Source organism: Pseudocolwellia sp. G5-9 (genome assembly GCF_055808995.1).
Window position 1 is genome coordinate 3,672,538 of sequence record NZ_CM147893.1, and the last position, 22,497, is coordinate 3,695,034.

The 22,497-nt window shown below is 36.6% G+C and carries 17 protein-coding genes; 4 read left to right on the forward strand and 13 right to left on the reverse strand.

The window, feature by feature from the left end; genetic code table 11:
- Positions 1–22 precede the first annotated feature (22 nt).
- The 3 genes from AC0L5Q_RS15890 to AC0L5Q_RS15900 all read left to right on the forward strand — a co-directional run bounded on the left by AC0L5Q_RS15890 (position 23) and on the right by AC0L5Q_RS15900 (position 2,501).
- Complete coding sequence (locus tag AC0L5Q_RS15890; protein ID WP_473611091.1) at positions 23–1,012, forward strand: DNA-directed RNA polymerase subunit alpha; 990 nt, start codon at positions 23–25, stop codon at positions 1,010–1,012.
- Between the two features lie 42 nt (positions 1,013–1,054).
- Positions 1,055–1,456: a 50S ribosomal protein L17 gene (gene rplQ, locus AC0L5Q_RS15895; protein WP_473611096.1), complete on the forward strand. Its 402-nt coding sequence runs from the start codon at positions 1,055–1,057 to the stop codon at positions 1,454–1,456.
- A gap of 145 nt (positions 1,457–1,601) precedes the next feature.
- Complete coding sequence (locus AC0L5Q_RS15900) at positions 1,602–2,501, forward strand: phosphoribulokinase (protein ID WP_473611099.1); 900 nt, start codon at positions 1,602–1,604, stop codon at positions 2,499–2,501.
- Positions 2,502–2,522: 21 nt separating this feature from the next.
- On the opposite strand, the gene AC0L5Q_RS15905 is transcribed toward AC0L5Q_RS15900, so the two are convergent.
- Positions 2,523–2,927, reverse strand: coding sequence for an OsmC family protein (locus AC0L5Q_RS15905; protein WP_473611103.1), 405 nt, complete (start codon positions 2,925–2,927; stop codon positions 2,523–2,525).
- A gap of 25 nt (positions 2,928–2,952) precedes the next feature.
- Positions 2,953–3,300, reverse strand: coding sequence for a DUF3802 family protein (locus AC0L5Q_RS15910; protein WP_473611106.1), 348 nt, complete (start codon positions 3,298–3,300; stop codon positions 2,953–2,955).
- Between the two features lie 378 nt (positions 3,301–3,678).
- On the opposite strand from AC0L5Q_RS15910, the gene AC0L5Q_RS15915 reads away from it, so the two are divergent.
- Positions 3,679–6,669 (forward strand): TonB-dependent receptor, encoded by a 2,991-nt coding sequence (locus tag AC0L5Q_RS15915; RefSeq protein ID WP_473611109.1) that lies wholly within the window; start codon positions 3,679–3,681, stop codon positions 6,667–6,669.
- A 218-nt stretch (positions 6,670–6,887) separates the two neighbouring features.
- Here AC0L5Q_RS15915 and AC0L5Q_RS15920 read toward each other — a convergent pair whose 3' ends face one another.
- The 11 genes from AC0L5Q_RS15920 to AC0L5Q_RS15970 all read right to left on the reverse strand — a co-directional run bounded on the left by AC0L5Q_RS15920 (position 6,888) and on the right by AC0L5Q_RS15970 (position 22,425).
- On the reverse strand, positions 6,888–8,333 hold the full coding sequence (locus AC0L5Q_RS15920) for a tetratricopeptide repeat-containing sulfotransferase family protein (RefSeq protein ID WP_473611114.1): 1,446 nt from the start codon (positions 8,331–8,333) through the stop codon (positions 6,888–6,890).
- Positions 8,334–8,424: 91 nt separating this feature from the next.
- On the reverse strand, positions 8,425–9,234 hold the full coding sequence (locus AC0L5Q_RS15925; protein ID WP_473611118.1) for a 2-oxoadipate dioxygenase/decarboxylase family protein: 810 nt from the start codon (positions 9,232–9,234) through the stop codon (positions 8,425–8,427).
- A 260-nt stretch (positions 9,235–9,494) separates the two neighbouring features.
- Positions 9,495–10,967, reverse strand: a complete 1,473-nt coding sequence (astD, locus tag AC0L5Q_RS15930) for a succinylglutamate-semialdehyde dehydrogenase (RefSeq protein ID WP_473611122.1) — start codon at positions 10,965–10,967, stop codon at positions 9,495–9,497.
- A 90-nt stretch (positions 10,968–11,057) separates the two neighbouring features.
- Positions 11,058–12,074: an arginine N-succinyltransferase gene (astA, locus tag AC0L5Q_RS15935; protein ID WP_473611126.1), complete on the reverse strand. Its 1,017-nt coding sequence runs from the start codon at positions 12,072–12,074 to the stop codon at positions 11,058–11,060.
- A gap of 164 nt (positions 12,075–12,238) precedes the next feature.
- Positions 12,239–13,453: an aspartate aminotransferase family protein gene (locus tag AC0L5Q_RS15940; protein WP_473611129.1), complete on the reverse strand. Its 1,215-nt coding sequence runs from the start codon at positions 13,451–13,453 to the stop codon at positions 12,239–12,241.
- A gap of 363 nt (positions 13,454–13,816) precedes the next feature.
- Entirely contained in the window at positions 13,817–14,962 is a 1,146-nt protein-coding gene (locus AC0L5Q_RS15945; RefSeq protein ID WP_473611133.1) for an HDOD domain-containing protein, read from the reverse strand.
- Between the two features lie 170 nt (positions 14,963–15,132).
- Positions 15,133–15,732 carry an anthranilate synthase component II gene (locus AC0L5Q_RS15950; protein WP_473611137.1) on the reverse strand — a complete coding sequence of 200 codons (600 nt, stop codon included), beginning with the start codon at positions 15,730–15,732 and terminating at the stop codon, positions 15,133–15,135.
- A 236-nt stretch (positions 15,733–15,968) separates the two neighbouring features.
- A complete protein-coding gene (gene nirD / locus AC0L5Q_RS15955; protein WP_473611140.1) occupies positions 15,969–16,301 on the reverse strand; it encodes a nitrite reductase small subunit NirD in 333 nt (110 codons plus the stop codon).
- Positions 16,302–16,312: 11 nt separating this feature from the next.
- Complete coding sequence (nirB, locus tag AC0L5Q_RS15960) at positions 16,313–18,871, reverse strand: nitrite reductase large subunit NirB (RefSeq protein WP_473611145.1); 2,559 nt, start codon at positions 18,869–18,871, stop codon at positions 16,313–16,315.
- 292 nt (positions 18,872–19,163) lie between these two features.
- Positions 19,164–20,966: a bifunctional protein-serine/threonine kinase/phosphatase gene (locus AC0L5Q_RS15965; RefSeq protein WP_473611149.1), complete on the reverse strand. Its 1,803-nt coding sequence runs from the start codon at positions 20,964–20,966 to the stop codon at positions 19,164–19,166.
- A complete protein-coding gene (locus AC0L5Q_RS15970) occupies positions 20,956–22,425 on the reverse strand; it encodes a NarK family nitrate/nitrite MFS transporter (protein ID WP_473611153.1) in 1,470 nt (489 codons plus the stop codon). Before AC0L5Q_RS15970 ends, AC0L5Q_RS15965 begins: the two co-directional genes overlap by 11 nt.
- Positions 22,426–22,497: the final 72 nt, after the last annotated feature.

Below are 22,497 nucleotides of genomic sequence, written 5' to 3' on the forward strand. Positions count from 1 at the left end.
TTGCACTTTAAGAGAGGACATAATGCAGGGTTCTGTAACCGAATTCCTTAGACCACGATTGGTAGATATTGAAACACTTAGCTCAACTAGAGCAAAGGTAACTTTAGAGCCATTAGAACGTGGTTTTGGTCACACTTTAGGTAATGCGTTACGCCGCATCCTTTTATCTTCTATGCCGGGTTGTGCCGTAACAGAAGTAGAAATCGACGGCGTACTTCATGAGTACAGCAGTAAAGAAGGTGTTCAAGAAGACGTCATTGAAATACTGCTTAACCTTAAAGGACTAGCGATAAGTTTAGAAGGCAAAAATGAAGCCGTTCTTACTTTAACTAAGTCCGGTGAAGGCCCTGTAACGGCTGCTGACATTCAACATGATGGTGATGTAGAAATTGCAAATCCAGAACATGTAATCTGTAATTTAACAGGTGATGGTTCAGTAAATATGCGAATTAAAGTTGAAATGGGTAGAGGTTATGTACCTGCTTCAGCACGTCGCGATGCCGAGGAAGACGATCGTGCTATTGGCCGTTTATTAGTAGACGCGTCTTTTAGCCCCGTTGTAAGAATTGCTTATGATGTTGATTCTGCACGTGTTGAACAACGTACAGATTTGGACAAATTAGTTCTAGATATGGAAACTAATGGTACATTAGATCCAGAAGAAGCTATCCGTCGCGCTTCAACAATTTTAGCTGAACAGCTAGATGCGTTTGTAGAATTACGTGATGTGACTGAAGTAGAGCAGAAAGAAGAGAAACCTCTTTTCGATCCGATCTTACTTCGTCCTGTAGATGACTTAGAACTAACTGTTCGTTCTGCTAATTGTTTAAAAGCAGAAGCGATTCAATATATTGGTGATTTAGTACAACGTGCTGAAGTTGAGCTTCTTAAAACGCCTAATTTAGGTAAGAAGTCATTAACTGAAATTAAAGACGTATTAGCATCTCGTGGTTTGTCTCTAGGTATGCGCCTAGAAAACTGGCCACCTGAAAGCATTGCTGATAACGACTAATTCGATCATTGTTTTTTAAATAGTTGAGATAAGGATTAACTTATGCGTCATCGTAAAAGCGGTCGCCAGTTAAACCGTAATAGCAGTCATCGCCAGGCGATGTTCCGCAATATGGCAAGTTCTTTAGTAAAACACGGCGTTATTAAAACGACTGTTGCTAAAGCTAAAGAATTACGTCGCGTTGTTGAGCCACTAATTACATTGGCCAAAACCGACAGTGTAGCAAACCGCCGTTTGGCATTTGCTCGCACACGTGATAAAGAAGTTGTAGGTATTTTATTTAACGAACTTGGTGCTCGTTACCAAGAACGTCCAGGTGGATATACACGTATTTTAAAGTGTGGATTCCGTACTGGTGATAAAGCACCAATGGCTTATGTAGAGCTTGTAGATCGTCCAGTAATTGAAGATGCTGAGATTGTTGAAGAAGCTGTAGAAGCATAACTCTATTTTTGAGATGTTTTTACGTTAAAAACGGAGCTTAGGCTCCGTTTTTTATTATTAAAAATTTAATAATTTTCCTCCGATAGCTTGACCCCACAAAGTTTTATTCGTATAACAAATACCGACCTTTTTTTGGATACCATTTATGTCGTCAAGAAACCCTATAATAGCTGTTACTGGATCATCTGGTGCTGGTACATCTACAACAACAGATTCTTTTGAACATATTTTTCGTTCTTTAGGCATTTCATCGGCTAAAGTTGAAGGGGATAGCTTCCATCGCTATTCCAGACAAGAAATGGATTTAGAAAAAAGAAAAGCGAGAGAAGATAAACGTAATATCAGCTACTTTGGTGATACAGCTAATGATTTTGATGCGTTAGAAAACTTGTTTAAAGATTACTCTGAAACGGGTAAAGGTAAAATGAGAAGGTATTTGCATACTTTCGATGAGGCTGTACCTTATAACCAAATGCCGGGCACTTTTACACCTTGGGAAGAATTAGGTGAAGGAACAGATTTACTCTTCTATGAAGGCCTTCACGGTGGTGTAGTAACAGAAAAGAATGATGTAGCACAGCATGTAGACTTACTTATTGGCATGGTACCCATTGTTAATCTAGAATGGATTCAGAAAATAGTTAGAGATACAAACCAAAGGGGTCATACTAGAGAGGCTGTTACAGCAAGTATTGTAAAAAGTATGGAAGATTACATATCATTCATTACACCGCAGTTTTCACGCACGCATATTAACTTTCAGCGTGTACCTACAGTAGATACGTCCAATCCTTTTAGCGCAAAAGCCATTCCTACACTGGATGAAAGTTTTGTTGTTATTAGGTTCAGAGAAGGGACTAAGGTCGATTTTCCTTATTACCTTAATATGATTGATGGAGCATTCATGTCTCGAGTTAATACACTTGTTGTGCCGGGCGGTAAGATGGGGTTAGCTATGGAATTATTGTTAACACCACTTATTCAAGAGATTATGCGTAAAAAAGACAAAGCAAATAAGCAATTAGATTGGATGAGTGATTTATAAGCTCAAGCTTTTCAACTCAAGTTAAGCTGATTTAATTTCAAAACTATGTGTAATATTAACGCATTTGTTCAACATTAATGCAACAGAACAATACTTATCAGCAGATAAAGCAACTGCTCGTTCTACATGTTTCTCATTAATGTTTGTACCCGCGATAAAAAATGTTAAGTGAATATCTGAGAATAATCTAGGAACGGAGTTTACTCGTGTACCTTCAACTACAACTTCACAAGCATGTATATCCTGTTTAGCCTTTTTTAAAATACTTACTACATCGACAGATGAGCATCCCCCAAGAGATATTAATACATTCTCTAATGGCGTTGGGGCTAATTTACCATTATTAGCATCCATCAAAATGGAATGGCCTGATTCTGTATAACCAACAAATAATTCATCCTTTGCCCATTTTACTACAGTATTCATTAGGTTCCTTTATTGGAATTGGAAATTATCTAGAGTTAATTTCACTATCAAATAGATTTTTTATTAAGAGTGCAAATTCTTTAATAAATGATAATTGTTCAGTGGTTATAGGATTATTTATTACTGCAGATAGTATTTCTTCAAGGTCATATAAAATTGAATCGACTTCACGAACAATCGTATTACGTTCATTGAATGTTAAGTTGTTGTTTTGAAAGCAAACACTTATAATTTGATCGCCTAATTCTTCTTCAATTGTTTCAATGATAGAAGGTGAGGTGGAATGATGTAGCGGTGGCATGTTTTCAAATAAACTTAAATGTTCAGTTAAGTATTGAATTAAATCTATGTAGCCGTTTTTGTCTGTGACCATATAATTAAAAATTTAAGCTATAGTTAAGTACGTATTAAAAATACATGTTGCTCACCTAATAGAAAACTGAGGTGAGCAATGTAAGAAAGTATGTCTTGTAATATTAATCAAACTAAAAGATATGAGAAGATTAGTCAATGTAAAGTTAGTCATGTGTTTTTGCTGTTAATCGAGTTAAAATGCGAAAAACTAGTTAAAACAATATGTTGAAATTATCATTTATTTTAATCGTATTTAATTGCGCTTTCGTCTCAAAAAAATTGAATTAGCCTTGTCTTCACGGAAAGATGTCGGAGTTGTTACGATTTGTAACTTAGTTATAGATCGCAAAAATCTAATTATAATAATTTTATTTCTAGTCCAAAGAGAACTATAAACATGAAAAATAATTTATCTAAAACGTTTAAAAGGTCGGTAACTGCTGTCGCCGTTACACTATCGCTAGGTCTTACGTTACCTGCTATTGCAAGTGATGGGTTTGTTGCGGGTCATTCTGTTACAGGTTCTGGTCAAGTATTAGCAAATGTAGAAATTTCTATCACAAACAATGATACTGGTTTAACTCGAACAGCGACATCTGATGCAGATGGTAATTTCAAGTTTCCATTGCTACCCAGTGGCGTATATACAATGGAAGCTAAAAAAAATGGTTTTCTAGTTGTTAAGCAAGATGATTTGCATGTGAAACCATCTGGTAAAACAAATATTGATTTAACATTTGAAACTAGTGATGTTGAACGAATTACCGTTAGTGGTTCAGCTGTTTCTGCTATTGATGTTAGTTCAAGCGAAGCAAACATGGTAGTTGACTTAAATTTTATTAATAAAGTACCTGTCGCTAGAGATGTAACATCGATTGCTTTATTAGCGCCTGGAACAGTGAAAGGGGATGATGATTTCGGTGACGGTAATAATGCCTCTTTTGGTGGTTCTTCTGTTGGTGAAAATACTTACTATATAAATGATATCAATGTTACTAATTTCAGGAATGGCTTAGGTGGTTCTGAATTACCATTTGAAATGTATGAGTCCTTTGAAGTTAAAACTGGTGGCTATTCGGCTGAATTTGGTCGTTCTACAGGTGGTGTTGTTAACGCTAAAACTAAAAGTGGTAGTAATGAGTTCAAATGGGGCGTAAGTGCATACTTTCAACCATCGTCACTTCGAGCTAAAGCTCCAGATACAAAACGTACAGATGCTACAGACATAGCTGATACAGGTACAGAGTATTATGATGTGAATAGCCGCACAGATATTGGTGAGAATAATTATAATATTTGGGCAAGTGGTGCGTTGATAGAAGATAAACTTTTCTTTTTTGGTTTATTGAATCAAAAAGACACTCAAAGGGATGGCGTTGATCAAGATGCTGTTTCTACAAATAGAATGTTGTATGGAGAGTCAAGTGAAACTCTATATGCTGCTAAAATAGATTGGTATATTACAGATGATCATATTTTAGAATTAACAGCTTGGGATAACGGATCAGATCTAGATGTCGAAGCAGTAGAGTATAACCATGATACGAAAACTGAACTTTCTGATTTAGGTGAGTATGTAAGAAAACGTGGTGGATCAACTTACGGTCTTAAATATACAGGTATTTTGACTGATGACTTAACTATTAGTGCTCAATACTCAGTGAATAACGCTAATTATAGTGATTTAAATGTAGGTTCTAACCCTTTTGGTGATAAGCCAGCAGTTTATGAACGTTTTTCAAATAAAGAATTCGGTCAATATGGTCGTACAACACCTACTCTTCAAGAAGATAAACGTACAGCTTATCGATTTGATGTTGATTGGTACGTGCATGATGATCATACGCTTCGCTTTGGTATCGATTATGAAAAAATGGAAGCTACAGAAAATACTCAGCGTGCAGGTGGGGTAGCATATCGTTACGAAGATTGTGATTCTGTTGCTTTAGCAAATAATATACTCGATTGTGGGAAAGTTCGTGAAGAGATATATCTTAACGAAGGTGACTTCGAAACTGAAAGTTTTGCTTATTATATCGAAGATACATGGCAAGTAACTGATAATATCGTAGCTCGAATTGGTTTGAGAAATGAATCATTTGAAAACTATAACAAGTCAGGTGAAAAATTTGTTGATGTAACTGACCAATGGGCTCCAAGATTAGGTGTTAGTTGGGATATTGGTGGAGAAGGTACAACTAAAGTTTTTGCTAACTATGGTCAATATTATCTACCTGTAGCTACTAATACTAATATACGTCTTGCTGGTGACGAAACATACACAAGACAAACTTTTGCTGTTGAAAGTATTAATGAGGACTATACTCCAAATGTAGTGGCTGGTAGCGAAGGTACTTTACAAGTATTTGGTGATGGAACTCAAAAATCAACCGGAGAATCTGTTAACGCGGATATTGAACCTATGTATCAAGAAGAGTATATATTAGGTTTTGAACACGTAATAAATGATTCTTGGAGTTTTGGTGTTAAAGGTACTTATCGTAAATTAGCAAGTTCATTAGAAGATATTGCAATTGATAAAGGTTTCACTGATTACATTGAAGCAGAATTCCCTGGCGAAACTTGTACTCAATGTAGTGGTTTCCATTATTATGTATTAACAAATCCAGGTCAAGATGTGACGATTACGACTGATCCTGACGGTGATGGTCCAGTACCTTTTGATACATATACAATACCTGCTGATATTTTACGATACCCAGTAGCTGAACGACAGTATGCTGCTGTTGACTTTACATTACACCGTGCCTGGGATGATGTCTGGATGATGAATGCTACATATACTTGGGCACATAGTTGGGGTAATACAGAAGGTTCTGTTCGTTCTGATAATGATCAAGACGATGCGGGTTTAACAACAAACTTCGATCAACCTGGCTTAACTGATGGCGCTAACGGTAATTTACCTAACGATCGTCGTCACCAAGTTAAAATTTCTGGTTCATACCAAGTTATTGAAAACTTAAACCTTGGTGCTAACTTTAACTTTACCACTGGTCGCCCTAGAAACTCTTTTGGTTATCACCCGACAGATGTGTTTGCATCTTATTACGGTGCTGAATCATTTGTTAAAGATGGGGAGTTGGTTTCACGCGGTTCAGAAGGGCGTACACCTAACACATGGACATTAGATTTATCAGCTACCTATAATCTTGACTGGGAAGGAAACGATATAATGTTCCGTGCAGATATCTTTAACGTAACTAATAATGATAAAGCTACCCAACTAAATGAGATTAATGAGCGTTTAGACGGCTCAGATCCTGTAACAGGAGCTGACTTTGGTGAACATAATCCTACATATGGACTTGCATCATCATATCAAACACCACGTTATGTTCGTTTTAGTGTATCAGCAACGTTTTAATTTTTGTTGATAATATAATCCACTAAGTCATGCCGTTCTCTTTATTGTGAACGGCATTTTTTATATCTGAAATATTATATTTCAAATGGTTAGCTTAGCAGGGAGTTGTTAGCATGTTTTATTTAATGGGTTTAGAAAGTGATTACTCCTATAAATTAAATAATACCGAGCGTTCGCATAAATAATGGGGGTTGATAAACTTAAGTTAATATAAATAATTATTTCTGGTTTGATAATAATTCGTACCGAGTCGTAAAAGCACTAAGTTCTTCAGTGATAGTTTGGGCGCTATTCACAGAGTCTGTATTAATAGGATTTCTTACTTGTTTCACACTAGATGTTTGTACTAAGCTTTTCATTTTATAAAAAGATAACATTTCCTTTTCAAATGTTAGATCTATGTAGTTTAAGCATTTTGTTAATGTTTCTGTTGGATAGTTAACAAGTTCTTCGTATGAAACTTCAAGGATCCTGTTACTTAGTATATTTGACCAATGTTCGGCTAATCTATTTTCATGATAAAAGTATTCTGCAATACTTTCTAAATCATAGCTCCAAGATATTCCTTGGTTGAAAAAAGCTCTGTAGCATGACCAGGCTGTATCTTTTGAATCTCTGACAATTCGGATGATAGGGGCTTTAGGAAACGATTTTGTAATAACACCAATATGGTGGTTTAGGTCTAATGACTTATCTATACAGGGGGTTGTTGAATCAAGTTGTTGCTCTAAATAATAAAAGTAATCAGTTCTGATTTTATTAAATAAATGTTTTTGTTCTTCGCTATCTAAGTTATTTGAATTGTTAATATAAGATTGTCCAACTTCTGAAGTGGGGTAGTTTAAACATTTAAATTCACCGCCGTCATTCAATTTACTATGTGAGCTAAGTATTTGTTGAAGTAAAGTTGTTCCACTGCGAGGAAGACCAATTAGAAAGATCGGATCGGCTTTATCACTTTTCTCTATAGGTACTATATTTTCAAAAAATTGTCTATTTTGGTTTTCAATTATTTCATCAATAAATTTCCGGTGTTGGCTTGGGATATACTTAGTATTTCTCATTAGTTGGTTAGCTTTTTTAAAGTGTGAAAAAGCTAATTTTTCATCGCCTATATCTAAACATGCTTTCCCTAAAGCAAACCAATAGGGAGCCACTTGAGTTTGGGTGTTTTGAATTACATTTAATTGCGTAAATAATGCTTCTTGTTCATCAAAGTGATGAATTGCGGATAGGGTTAACCAAGATATACCTGAATTAGGTTTTTTTTCTAAAAGTTCTATAAGGTATTTTTTAGCTAAGTCTACTTGCCCAATTTGTGTGTAAACAGTTCCTAAAAAATGCAAAACGTCGGGCGTTCTATTTTTTTCTAAAAGAGGAAGAACCATGTTAATAGCAGTATCTGCTTGCCTTATCTCTGCTAATATAGCAGCACATTGAATAATCCGGTGAGGTTCATTTGGAGCAAGTTCTAGAAACTTTTGGCTAGCAGTTTTAGCTTGTTGGAATTCACCTATTGTTACAGCTAGACGAGTTATCCCCCCCCATTTTTCTTTAAGATCAGCGTTAGAATCTAAAAGGTATTGAATTTTTTTTGCAGCACTTTTGTAGTTTCTAGTTTGTACATCTTTTAAAACGCTATTTCCAATTTCAGTAATATTCAAAGTTTATCCTTTAATAAATCTGTTCATGCTAGGTTTCTATATTCAATATTTGAGGAATATAGCAATCTTTAGTACTTTAATGGCTAGTTGATTATTCAGCATTAGTACTTTCAAATATCTTATCAGCAGATGCAGCAACAAAACCTGTATATAGTTTACCATTAGACATTGGGTATCTTTTAGCAAATTCATAAAAACAACTTGGAATTAATACTGTTTGATCAGTAAATACTACTTCGGCTTTGTCAGCGATAGTTGATGATTGTTCTAGCATAACTGTTTTATCACCTTTGATCTCGCCTCCAGATGTATTTAAAGGGAATCCACCCTGTTTAACAGTGGTGTTCACACTTTCAATATCATTAAATTTTGCTAAGTGATTTATACTTACTGTGAAATGATTCGCTCGGTAACCCCATGCGGACATCCAAGCGGCATATTCACTTTCTGCTAACAATGTTTGGTACTCAGCATAACTTACTTGCCAGTGTGTTCCTGAGTATAAAAAGCTACTTTGATTAATTGAATCTGAATCTACAGCATCAACCATTTTATTAATAATATCTTGTATAGGTTGTGGAAATTTTTCTACGAGCAGTTCGCTAATAAAAACCTTTGGTAATGTACTGTCTGTATGTTCGAAATGTTTGGCGTAAAGCTTTTTAGCATCAAAGTGGTATTCGCCACATTCTTTATAACCTAGAGCGGTTAAATGAGAAGCGAGCTTTGCAATGTTCACTTTTGATGTATTAAAGGTTCTGTAAGCGACATGGTCGTTAATTAAATCATTACCTGAGCCTAACAGGTCGTGAATTTTTAAAGCTGAAGGTGTAACTTCTAGGTAGTTATTCCAGATGTGGGTAAATAGTGTTTTTACTGCTGCTACGTTGTTTTGTGTCATGATTATTATCCTATAAAATACGTTATAACAAATGAATGGTTAAATTAGTGGCGTTATAAGCACATTTTTATGCGTTTTTTTATAATAAAGGGTTACGCATTTAGCTATGTAAATAATAAATGATAGGTGTGTTTAATTCGCCATAAAGTTACGGCTAAAGTTGATCGATACTCTTGAAAAAGCTGGGACGGATCCCAGCTAATTTAATGGGGTTGCTTGCTTTCATTACTTTTATTTTTCGTAAAAATGATAAATAACGTTTATTTGATTGTGATACCTGGGCTTAATGTTGCTGGTAAACTTACTTTTTCTGCTTCAACAGAAGCAACAGGGTAAGAACAGTAGTCAGCGGCATAATAAGCACTTGCTCTATGGTTACCACTTGCTCCAATACCACCAAACGGTGCTGCACTGCTGGCGCCAGTAAGCGGCTTGTTCCAGTTCACAATACCTGCACGAATTCTCCGGAAGAAGTGTTGATAGGTTTCTTCGCTGTCTGACAATAAACCTGCAGATAAACCGAATGAGGTATTATTCGCTTCATTAATTGCAGCATCTAAGTCAGAGTATCGGTATACTTTTAATAAGGGGCCGAAGTGCTCGTCGTCTGGCATATTAGTAACGTTTGTTACATCAATAATACCCGGAGAAATAAAACCTGTACCTACTTCAAGGTGTTTCATTTCTAATAATGCTTTACCACCTAATTCAAGTAATTGAGTTTGAGCCGCAACTAAACTTAAGGCCGCTTTTTCTGAGATCATTGAGCCAATAAAAGGCTGTTCTTCATCATCAAAGTAACCAATTTTAATGGCTTGAGTTGATGCAATTAATTTTTCTAAAATAGCATCGCCAGCTGCATTGCTTTCTATGAACAAGCGTCGTGAACATGTACAGCGTTGGCCTGTTGATATAAACGCTGACTGAATGATGTCGTGAACAACGGCGTTAATATCGGCAACATCTTTAACAATTAATGGATTATTACCACCCATCTCTAAGGCTAAAATTTTACCTGGCTGACCACCAAATTGCTCATGCAATAATTGGCCTGTAGTTGAACTGCCTGTAAAAAACAGTCCGTCTATTTGCGGATGGCTTGCTAGTGCTTTACCTGTTTCAACTTCACCTTGAACTAAGTTAATCACGCCCTTGGGTAATCCCGCTTGTAGCCAAAGTTTTACAGTTTCTTCTGCTACTTTTGGTGTTAGTTCACTTGGTTTAAATACAAGCGTGTTTCCTGCGATAAGTGCTGGAATTATATGTCCGTTAGGTAAATGTCCAGGGAAATTATAAGGACCAAATACTGCAACCACACCATGAGGTTTATGGCGTATAAAAGCTTTTGCGCCGGGCATAGGGTTTTCAACGGTACCTGTTCTTTCTTCGTGAGCTTTAATTGATATATTAATTTTACCAATCATAGCGCCTACTTCAGTACGTGTTTCCCAAAGAGGTTTGCCTGTTTCTAAAGCAATGGTATGCGCTAAGCTTTCTTTGTTTTCAGCGAGTAATTCACCAAACTTATTAATAACAACTAGGCGATCATCTACTGTTAAATCAGCCCAAGATTCAAAAGTAGTACGAGCACTTAACACTGCTTCGTTTACTTGGCTTTGTGAAGCTGATTTACCTTGCCAGATGACTTCATTTTTAGCCGGATTTAATGATGAAACTTGATGGCCAAGGCCTTCTTGCCATTGGCCATTAATTAATTGTATTGCTTGCGACATGCTAGTTCCTCATTACCTTTTAAAAGGTCGTTTTTATTTTGTGAAATATTAAGTTTATTTAAATGTGTTACTTGCTTTAATAATTGTTTTTTAATTTTCTACTAGGCGAACCAAATCACCTTCAGATACCTGTAAAGCTTGTGCTGTACTTGCAGAAATAATCACATGATTTGTTTTTTCTTGAAAATTAATGGCTGCTTGTACAGCAACAAAATTTTCGATCTTGGTATTACAAATAATATAGTTATTTTCGCTATCTACATCACCGATAATGACTTGATGCCTTTTGCTGTCATTAATAGTTTTAATACTGTTAAGTTGGCTTTCCACTGTTGGGCCAGCGTCAAAAATATCAACATAACCACGGCGACAGAAGCCTTCAGCTTCCAATAGTTTTAATGCGGGTACAGTTTTATTGTGAACTTGATTAATTACTTCTTGTGCCGATTTACTCAGTAAATTCACGTAAATAGGGTATTTAGGCATAAGCTCAGCAATAAATGATTTCTTACCTATTCCCGTTAAGTAATCGACGGTAGGAAAGTCCATTGAAAAAAAGTGAGTTTCTAACCAATCCCAGAAAGGGGAACGACCACTGTCGTCTGAAACACCCCTCATTTCGGCGATAACGGTTTCGGCGAAGCGCTCTTGATGTTCAGCCATAAATAAAAATCGCACTCTTGATAAGAATCGACCATTTTTATTTTTACGGTGACTTTCACTTAAAAATAAAGTACAAATTTCAGAAGCACCGGTGTAGTCATTACATAAGGTTAGTGTTTCTACTGTGTTATATATATTAAGTTCTCTTGAGCTGTGTACTATTTTACCTAAATGATAGTGGTAAAAAGTATCCTCTAACCCTACTGCTGCCTCAATACCACTTGTACCTACAACGTCGCCTGTTTCTGTATCTTCCATTACAAACAAGTAGCCTTCAGTACCTGGCTTTGAAACTTCTTTTTTGAATGATTCTTCAGCAGATTCAATACGCTGTTTTAACAAGGCTTCATTTACGGGTAAGGACGTGAAACCATGTCCAGATTCTTCAGCGATACGATATAGGGCATCGTAATCTCGTTGTTGAATAGGGCGCACAATGATCATAATAATAACTCTACAAATATTTAGCTTGGTGAAATAACGTCATGGATCCATTGCTATATTAATATGGCAATGTGTTTGATTAACCCACTTAACTCTCTATAAGTATGAGGTTAAGTGGGTTATAGCAACAAAAGTTATGTTGTTGTTGGTATTTTAAAATGTAACTACTTAGTGAGTTTTGCTATGCCTTTTTCAAAGCGAGCTAAGCCTTCAATAATATCTTCATTAGGTATCACTAATGAAGGGGCAAAACGTATCACGTTTGCGCCTGCAACTAATACCATTGCTCCTTCGTCCATTGCCGCGTTTAAAAAGTCTTTTGCTTTGCCTGCGTAGTTTTCATTTAATACGGCACCAATAAGTAAGCCTTTACCTCTGATTTCAGAGAATACATTGTATTTGGCGTTAATGGCGTTAAGTGAATTCACAATTAATTGAGCTTTGTCTTTAACACCTTGCAATACTTCAGGGGTATTAATGGTATTTAACGTTGCTTCGGCTACTGCACAAGCTAATGGGTTGCCACCGTATGTACTACCGTGCGTACCAACTTTTAAGTGTTTTGCTATTGCTGTTGTGGTTAACATTGCACCAATAGGGAAGCCACCGCCTAGAGATTTTGCACTAGTTAAAATGTCTGGAGTTACATTAAGTCCCATATAGGCAAATAAATCGCCTGTTCTACCTGCACCTGTTTGTACTTCGTCAAAAATTAATAACGCGTTGTGTTGGTCACATAATTCACGAACACCATTTACAAACTCAGTTGTAGGAGAAATAACTCCACCTTCGCCTTGTAGAGGTTCCATTACAACAGCACATGTTTTGTCTGAAATAAGCGCTTTAAGGCTATCAAGATTGTTATATTCAGCATGGCTGATATTACCAGGCTTAGGACCGAAGCCATCTGAGTAAGCTTCTTGTCCACCAACAGTAACGGTAAAAAAAGTTCTACCATGGAAACCTTGTTTAAAAGCAATAATTTGCGATTTTTCAGCACCGTATTCTTCTAATGCCCAACGACGAGCAAGTTTAAATGCTGCTTCGTTTGATTCTGCACCTGAATTAGTAAAAAATACTTTTTCTGCAAAAGTGGCATCCACTAATTTTTTAGCGAGTCTTAATGCAGGTTCGTTGGTCATTACATTGGCTAAATGCCAAATTTTATTACCTTGCTCTAATAATGCTGATGTAAGTGCAGGGTGGCAATGGCCTAAACATGTAACAGCAATTCCGCCAGCTAAATCGATAAATTCACGATCGTTCTGATCCCAAACACGTGAACCTTTACCACGTACAGGAATTACGTCAGAAGGTGCATAATTTGGTACCATTACTTCGTCAAATAATGGGCGACTTACTGGAAATTGATTTGTCATTGCTTACTCCACTTTATTGGCGCTATGCCATTTAATAAGGTTCGATGATATTCAGTCGATTTTATATTGTTAATTAATACAAGTGTCGATTAATACAAGTATAGAAACTGGCTAATCAGTTTGGTACAAAGTTTAGCCTATTTAGTGAAGTTATTATGGCAGGAAATTTTCAGGTTGTCTTGTATAAAATGCTTCAAAGCCTTTTAAAATAAGCGCTTGGAGGGTTTTATTCATTTTAAATGAATAACTATATCTGGGTAAATGAATGGGAATATTTCCCATTCAGCTGTGGTACTGAAATTCGTGTTGAATTTATCTAAGTTTTATAATTGTGATAAATAGTCAAAAAAAAATAATATATTTTTACTTAAAAATTAGTTTTATGTGATCAATATCGCTTTTATTTAACAAAGTAATGCTTTTTGAGGTCATTTTTACTGAGGCGAATAGGGCTTTAGTTTCGTCTTTTGATATTAACTCTTCTTTAGCTAAGCTTCGAAAAGCAACAAATGTTTTTGCCTGTGCGACCACTTTAGCCATAGGAGACAAGTTTTTATATTCAGTGGTATATGCTAAATCAAATAGGGGTTCAGTTATTTGTAAGCGATCAAAACGCATCAACTCAATCATATCAGCTGTTACTTTGTCACTTTGAGACGTGAGCTGCGCTAAAAGTAGTTCAGGTGATGAATCAAATTCAGCTAGCGCATCGTGTAGTTTTTTATCTTTGTTATCGTAAGCTTTTTGTACGCTAACTCGGTGTAGCTCATTATAAGTTTGTAAACAACAGCGAGTCACGGCTAATAAACCTATATTACTAAGCATACCAGCAGTAAAAGCGGTAAATTTATCTAACCCTTCTTGTTCTGCAAGTATTGATGACGCGAGTGCAATAGAAAGGCTGTTGTTCCATAGTTTACGTTTAAGTAACGGGAAAGGGGAGGTGGTACTAGGTAGCCAATGTTTTAAAATAAAGGTTGGCATAACAAGTTTAAGGTTATCTAAACCGATATAGCTTAATGCTAAATTTGCATCACTAACTTGTACGTCAGCACGTTTTCTATATTGAGGCTTATTCACTAAACTAACAACTTCTGTTGATAACCATGGAAGTGAGTTAATTAATGGCGCAATACGCTTAATTGAGGTTGCCTTTAAACATAAAAGCTCGAGTACCGACGGGCCTGCTTCTTCAATTTTTAGAATGTCGTTATACAGACTATCTTTATTATCAAATAGGGCGTTAACTTGTTCGTTTACTTTGGTAAAAAACTGCTCCATGACTTGTGCTTTAAAATAATTTTGTCCATGGGCTTCAATAATTTTGTTTTTGTTTGCTTCTTCTTCTATAGCTAATAACTGTCTACGACGATTGAGTTGTTCGCTGTCTTGATTTTCAGACACTATAATTTTTCCATTGCGCTGCTCAGTAAAATCTTTACCAATGAGTAAGCTAATAGATTTATTGTATATCGTTAAAACGTGTTCGTTGTTATTAAATAGTTGCATGTTAAAAATTCTAGAATTCTTATTATATTAAATTTTTATTATCATCTATATCGGATATAGGGAGTTAATCATGAGTATTCAGAGTAAGTTATTCGTTGTATCACTTCGTATTATAGTCAACCAGAGTCATTAATCCGTTATTGCGTTAATATTATTTACATTACAGGTTATTACTCATAACTACATGCGTAATTTTTATATAAGGTAATAAAGTTGTTAAGTAATTGGTGCCCCTGCTCTGTTAAAACCGATTCAGGATGAAATTGTACACTTTCTATAGGAAGACTCGTGTGAGAAAGGGCCATTATTTCATCGCTATTATTATCATGGCTCCATGCGGTAATACTTAATTCTGCTGGTAAGGTATTTTTATTAACAATTAAAGAGTGGTATCGAGTAACCGTGAGCGGATTATTTAATGTTTCAAATATTCCACTGTTGTTATGGCTAATACTACTGGTTTTACCGTGCATTACTTTTGATGCTTTTTCAACACTCGCACCATAGTGCTGGGCTATACACTGGTGACCTAAGCAAACACCTAATAATGGTATTTTTCCGGCGAAATGTTCTATAACTGCTAATGAAATTCCTGCAGAATTTGGATCACAAGGACCAGGTGAAATAACAATGTAATGTGGGGCTAACGTTTTTATTTCTTTAATGGTTATTTGATCGTTTCTACATACTTTTACTTCTTGTCCTAGTGACTGAAAATAATGCACTAAATTGAATGTAAAAGAGTCGTAATTGTCGATCATTAATAACAAGCAGTTTGTCCTTTGTATTAGGTAAAAAAGAAGTTTATTACTATCGGCGCTTATTCTAATCATGTCAGTCTGACAATACACCTTTTATTTGCTTCAAATGAGTAATAATAAAGATAAGTTATGCTGGCGCTAAGGATGATTTAGGGTAAGTAATTTGAATTGTTATTGTTTAAAGTAACGTTTGAAAGAAAAATGCGCAGTAACTTAATAAATTAGTTACTGCGCTAAGTCGAGCATTATACTAATACTTGTACTTCATCATTTTGTAAACGAGTATCGTAGGTTTTAATGGCTACGTTTTCGTCGTCTAAGCATTTGCCGCTATTTAAAACAAAGCGTTGTTTGTATAAAGGTGAAGCAACATAAATATCTCCTTTTTTATCGCCAATTAATCCACGATATAAAACATTTGCTTCGCCAATGGGATCCCAGTTACCCACCGAAAATACTTGGTCTTTAACTTGAAATATCGCAATTTGCTCTTCGTTTTCTAGTAATGCACAAACACCAGAGTTTTTAACTAAATCATCTTTGTGGCAAATGGTTTGCCATTTTTTTTCAATTGTCATATTTGTGCTCCTTAAACGGTTTCTGCTTCTGGTTCTGAAATATCTACGGTGTGAATTTGCACACCTTTGTAGCGTTTTTCTTCGCCGCGTGCCGGTCGAATTTGATCACGTTCGGTAACAAATTCAATGTTCTCATCTGTTGCTTTAGAGTTTACAAATTGGCGGAAACGTTTTAACTGTTTTGGATCTTCAATGGTTGTTTTCCATTCACATTGGTAAGTTTCAACTACAGCTTCCATTTGGCTTTCAAGCTCAGCGTTTACGCCTAAGTGATCGTTAATAACCACCTTTTGCATATACTCTAAACCGCCTTCAAGGTTGTCTAGCCATACTGATGTACGTGTTAAACGATCTGCCGTACGTACATAAAACATTAAGTAACGGTCGATATATTTAACTAAGGTTTCGTCATCAAGGTCAGTTGCAAATAAATCACCGTGGCGAGGTTTCATACCACCATTACCACTAACGTATAAGTTCCAACCGTTTTCTGTTGCAATTACACCTATATCTTTACTTTGCGCTTCTGCACATTCACGAGTACAACCAGACACTGCAAATTTAATTTTATGAGGTGAGCGTAGGCCTTTGTAACGATTTTCTAAAAATATCGCCATAGCCATACTGTCTTGAACACCGTAACGACACCAAGTACTACCAACACATGATTTAACGGTACGTAAAGATTTACCGTAGGCGTGACCTGTTTCCATACCGGCAGCAATTAACTTTTCCCAAATATCAGGCAGTTGATCTACACGGGCGCCAAATAAATCGATACGTTGTCCGCCTGTTACTTTGGTGTATAAGTTGTATTCTTTAGCAACTTCACCAATCACGATAAGACGTTCAGGGGTTACTTCACCGCCTGGCATACGAGGTACGATTGAATAGGTACCATCTTTTTGCATGTTACCTAGGTAAGTATCGTTGGTGTCTTGTAGTGGTAAATGATCTTCTTTTAATATGTAGTCGTTCCATACTGACGATAAAATTGAACCTACAGCAGGTTTACAAATTTCACAGCCCATACCGCAACCATGTTTTTCAATTAAGGTATCAAAGTTTCTAATTTTTTCAGCTTTAACAATGTGAAACAGTTCAATACGGCTGTAAGCAAAATGCTCACAAATATCAGTACTTACTTCAACACCGCGTTTGGCTAATTCGTGGTCGGTTACCGTTTTAACTAATGCAGCACAACCACCACATCCTGTAGTTGCTTTTGTACAAGATTTTACAGCGGCTACATCACATGCTCCAGCGTCAATCGCGCCAATAATGTCGCCTTTTGTAACGTTTAAACACGAACAAATAGTAGCGCTTTCAGGTAAAGCATCAACGCCTAATGTTGGTTTTTCACCAGCACTTGGTAATATTAAGCTGTCTGGCTTTTCAGGTAATTCAATCGCATTTAATGCATATTGTAATAGTGAATCGTATTCGCTTGTGTCGCCAACAAGTACAGCACCTAAAAGTGTTTTTCCATCAGCACTGACTACTATCTTCTTGTATACATCATCTGGTTCGTTAAAGTAGGTATATGATTGCGCACCAGCAGTACGTGCGTGTGCATCACCGATAGAACCCACGTCCATTCCCATGAGTTTTAACTTGGTACTCATATCAGCACCCGTAAATTGTTGCTCGCCACCAATAATGTTATCAGCTGCTACTTTAGCCATGGTGTAACCCGGTGCTACAAGACCGTATATAAAGTTATTCCAAAGGGCGCATTCACCAATCGCATAAATGTTTTCATCTGAGGTTTGACACTCGTTATTAACAACAATACCACCACGCTCACCTATTTGTAGGTCAAAGTCGCGAGCTAAGTTATCGTAAGGGCGAATACCAGCAGAAAATAAAATAAGGTCGGTTTCTAAATGGGTTCCGTCAGCAAACACCATGCGATGTACGCAGTCTTCTCCGTCTATAATTTCTTGCGTGGCTTTTTGTGTATGAACTTGAACACCAATGCCTTCAATCATATTACGAAGTAATTCGCCGCCGTCTTTGTCAAGCTGAACACCCATTAACTGCGGTGCAAATTCAACAACATGTGTTTGTAAACCAAGCTCTTTTAATGCGTTAGCTGCTTCGAGACCTAATAAACCACCACCTACAACCACTCCTACTTTGCCTGAGCTTGCAGATGCTTGAATCGCATCAAGATCGTCAATTGTGCGATAAACTAAACAGTGATCTCTTTCTTTACCTGGAATAGGAGGAACAAAAGGGTAAGAACCTGTTGCTAAAACGAGTTTGTCGTAAGGGTATTTATCACCGGTTTCTGTACTAACTATTTTCTCAGCTTTATTGATATTCGTCACTTTAGCGTTAGTAAAAAACTTTACCCCTAATTCGTTGTAATGCTCGGGTGTTGTTAGGGCTAAATCATCAGCCGTTTTACCTGAAAAGTATTCAGATAAATGAACACGGTCATAGGCGAGTCTATCTTCAGCAGATAATACGGTAATTTCGTAACCTTCATACTTGGCCATTTCATCAACAAAGTGATGACCAACCATACCGTTACCTACTACAACAATTTTTTGTTTTGCGCTCATACTCACAATCCTACTTAACTATTTAATGCCGCATCGATGCGGAACTGAGGTGGGAAATACAGGACGTTGTAATTCACCTCGACTTAGTAAGGATATTGCAAACACAGTGCCATGAATTTTAAATTATATATATCAGTGCATTATGTTATTTTCATAGTGTTTATATTATGAAAGTGCACTAGTGTGAAGAGAAATGCGCACAAGACCTGTGCATGTTTAAATGCTATTACCTAATCGTGGAGTTTAAATTTTGGGAGCGCTTTTTGTAACCTGTGAACAAGCAGGTATATGTTTAGAGTGATAGTGAAATCATTAAAACCACAAACAATATAGCTGACATGCCTTGCCAAAACTGAATAGGATTACGCTGCATGATGGGTTGCTTTTTGTACTCTTGTAACGCGTTGATGTTTGGCTTACTCATATCAGCGTAAAATTCTGAAAATGATTGATATCTAAGAGCAGGATCTGCTTGCGTAGCTTTTTTAAGCGCTAAATCTAACCACAAAGGTAAGTCTTTTCTATAATGACTAATTTTTTTATATTGAAAATGCGCATAATCACTAAAGGTAACTTCAGCTCTCACCATAGGTTTATAAGGTAAATTTCCGCATAGCATTTCGTAAGCGATAACACCTAATGAAAACAAATCACTTTTATGATCTGCATGTAGTGTGAGTAAGGTTTCAGGGGCAATATAATTTAAAGAACCTTGTGGAACAGACTCAGCTACGTTATTGCTGTTTTCTTCTAACGAGGCCACAAGTACGGTACCGTAGTCAATAAGTGTTACTTTTCCGTACGTATCAATCATGATGTTGTCTGGTTTTAAATCACGGTGCACTAAGTCTAAACGCTGAAAGGTACGTAGGGCGTTGATCACCTGCTCTAGAATATCGCGCACTTGTGCAATGCTAGGATTTGGATTGTCGTGTATCCATTCAGATAATGTTTGGCCTTCAATATATTCGCACACATGGTATAAAAACTTGCTGTTAGTATCAGCGCTTTGTACACGCATAACATTACGATGGTTTACACGTTCACCAATCCAAGCTTCGCGCATAAAACCTTGTAGATAAAACATATCGTCAGCAAAGTTTTCAGAAGGGACTTTTAACACACGAAGTGTTGGGTCTGATTCATGCTGAACAAGGTATAAATGAGATCGTATGCTGGCGTGAATAACTTTACATACTTTGTAGTTGTCTATCTTCATTCCTACATCAAGGGCAGGAGGAATCGTTTTACTTAATAAATCTCTTTCTATTTCAGCGAGTTCGCGATTCGGTGTGCCGCCAATATACATCAGCAAACAACTAATATTGTCGTTACTGCCTACCTCTAAAGCAAAATTTACAATGCTTTTGCTAACCGTTTCTAAATCGTCACTGGTAGGATTTTGGGGTAAATCATTTAATTTTGATTGGATAGCCGCGTTTGATAAAAAATCGTGTACGCCATCGCAGGTTAATATATAAATATCGCCTGCTTTTACATCTATTTGATGTACGTCTACTTTCAAACGAAAATCTGCGCCTAAAGCACGTGTTAATACTAAATGATTACTACCATTACCACTTCTACGGTTATGATCTCGAGTAATTATTTCTATATCGTTTTGACGATAAACACTTAGACGTGTGTCGCCTACATGAAATACATATCCCGTTGACGACTTAACAATTAAAGAGGTAAAGGTGGTCAGCCATTGTAATGCTTCGCCACTGTCAGAATCAGTTTGAGAAGATAGCCACTGATTTAAACTAGTGAGTACTTTAGAGGCTGACTTTTGGGTAGACCAAGTGTCAGGTGTAGCGTAATAATCATTAATAAATTGAGTAACAGATACTTGGGCTGCATCAGCAGCACGACTGGCGCTAGAAACACCGTCTGCAATAGTAGCAACAACACCTTTCGATATTACTTCGCTGGCTTTTGGAACGAGTGCGGCAAAAGCATCTTGGTTTTCTGGTTTTTTTCCTGCAATGCTGTAACCACCAAAAGACACATTTAATTTATTTAATGCCTTTTGGCTGTTACGGGTTGAGCCTGTGGTATTAGGCTCATTTTTTTCTGAAGAATTAAGAGACATTAATTAGCTCAATGCTACCGTCTTCACGTACTTCGGTAATTGTACCTCTAGGTTCTTGCATAAATAATAATGCGATAAAACCAACAACTGCCGTAGCCGCAATAACTAAAAAGAATACTTCATAGCTTACCATTGATAATACGGTTAAATAAACCACTGCACCTACGTTTCCGTAAGCCCCAGTCATACCAGCTATTTGGCCTGTTAAGCGGCGCTTAATTAACGGTACTGCAGCAAATACTGCACCTTCACCCGCTTGAACGAAGAATGAACATGCCATAACAGTAAGCACTGCAATTGCTAAAGGCCACGAATTATCGATAAGCGACACGGTAAAGTAACCAATAGCTAAACCTGCTGTTAAAATAAGTAAGGTTTTTTTACGGCCAAACTTATCACTTAACCAACCACCACCAGGACGAGACATTAAGTTCATAAAAGCATACATTGAAGCCAGCATAGCCGCGTAAACCATATCAAGTTCAAAGGTTTCCGCAAAAAATAAAGGTAACATTGAAATAACCGCTAACTCAGAACCAAAGGTAGCAAAATAAAGTACGTTTAATACCGCAACTTGTTTAAATTTGTAACGATGCGCTTCAGGTACTTCTTTTTGAAATAAGTGCCCATTTACTTTGTAGGTTTGTTTTACTTCTATTGCGAATAAAATAACAAGTGCTAGGTAAGCTGCTAACGTTGTGTTTTCTGTTAATAGTTGAACGCCTGATGGTGAAAGTTTCCATGCAAGTAAAGCTAATGCGCCGTACATAGGTAATTTCATTAACAGTAATAAATAAAAATCAGGTACGCTCGTTACTTCCATTGCACCGGTTTGTTTAGGTTTAAAATAGGTTGAACCTTTAGGTGTATCGCTAACGTTTGCATACCAAATAAAACTAAATACTAAGCTTAAAATACCCGTTATTGCTATTGAGTATCTCCAGCCATCTTCACCACCAAATAATAAGGCAATAGTCGGTAAACTCATTGCTGCAGCGGCAGAACCAAAGTTACCCCAGCCACCATAAATACCTTCAGCAGTACCTAATTCGTTTGCCGGAAACCACTCAGATACCATACGAATACCAATAACAAAACCAGCACCAATAAAGCCTAATAAAAAGCGAGAAATAGCGGCTTGCTCAAAGCTATTTGCAAAAGCAAACATAAAACACGGAATACTACATACACCTAATAATAAGGCGTAAACTAAACGGGGTCCGTATTTATCGGTAAGCATACCTATAATAATACGAGCAGGAATAGTAAGCGCTACGTTAAGTAGCATGAGTGTTTTAAGTTCACTGCTTGTTAAACCTAAGCTATCGCCAATAACTGATAATAAAGGCGCGAAGTTAAACCACACCATAAAGGTGATGAAAAAGGCCATCCAACTTAAGTGGAGAACCTTCATTTTTCCTGTAAAAGATAATAAGTTAATGCCAGCTTGACCGCTCATTTCGTATTCACCATTCCATTTAAATTTGAAAATAAAAACTATTGGTATGATAAGAGCAAGCCTAGTGCCACT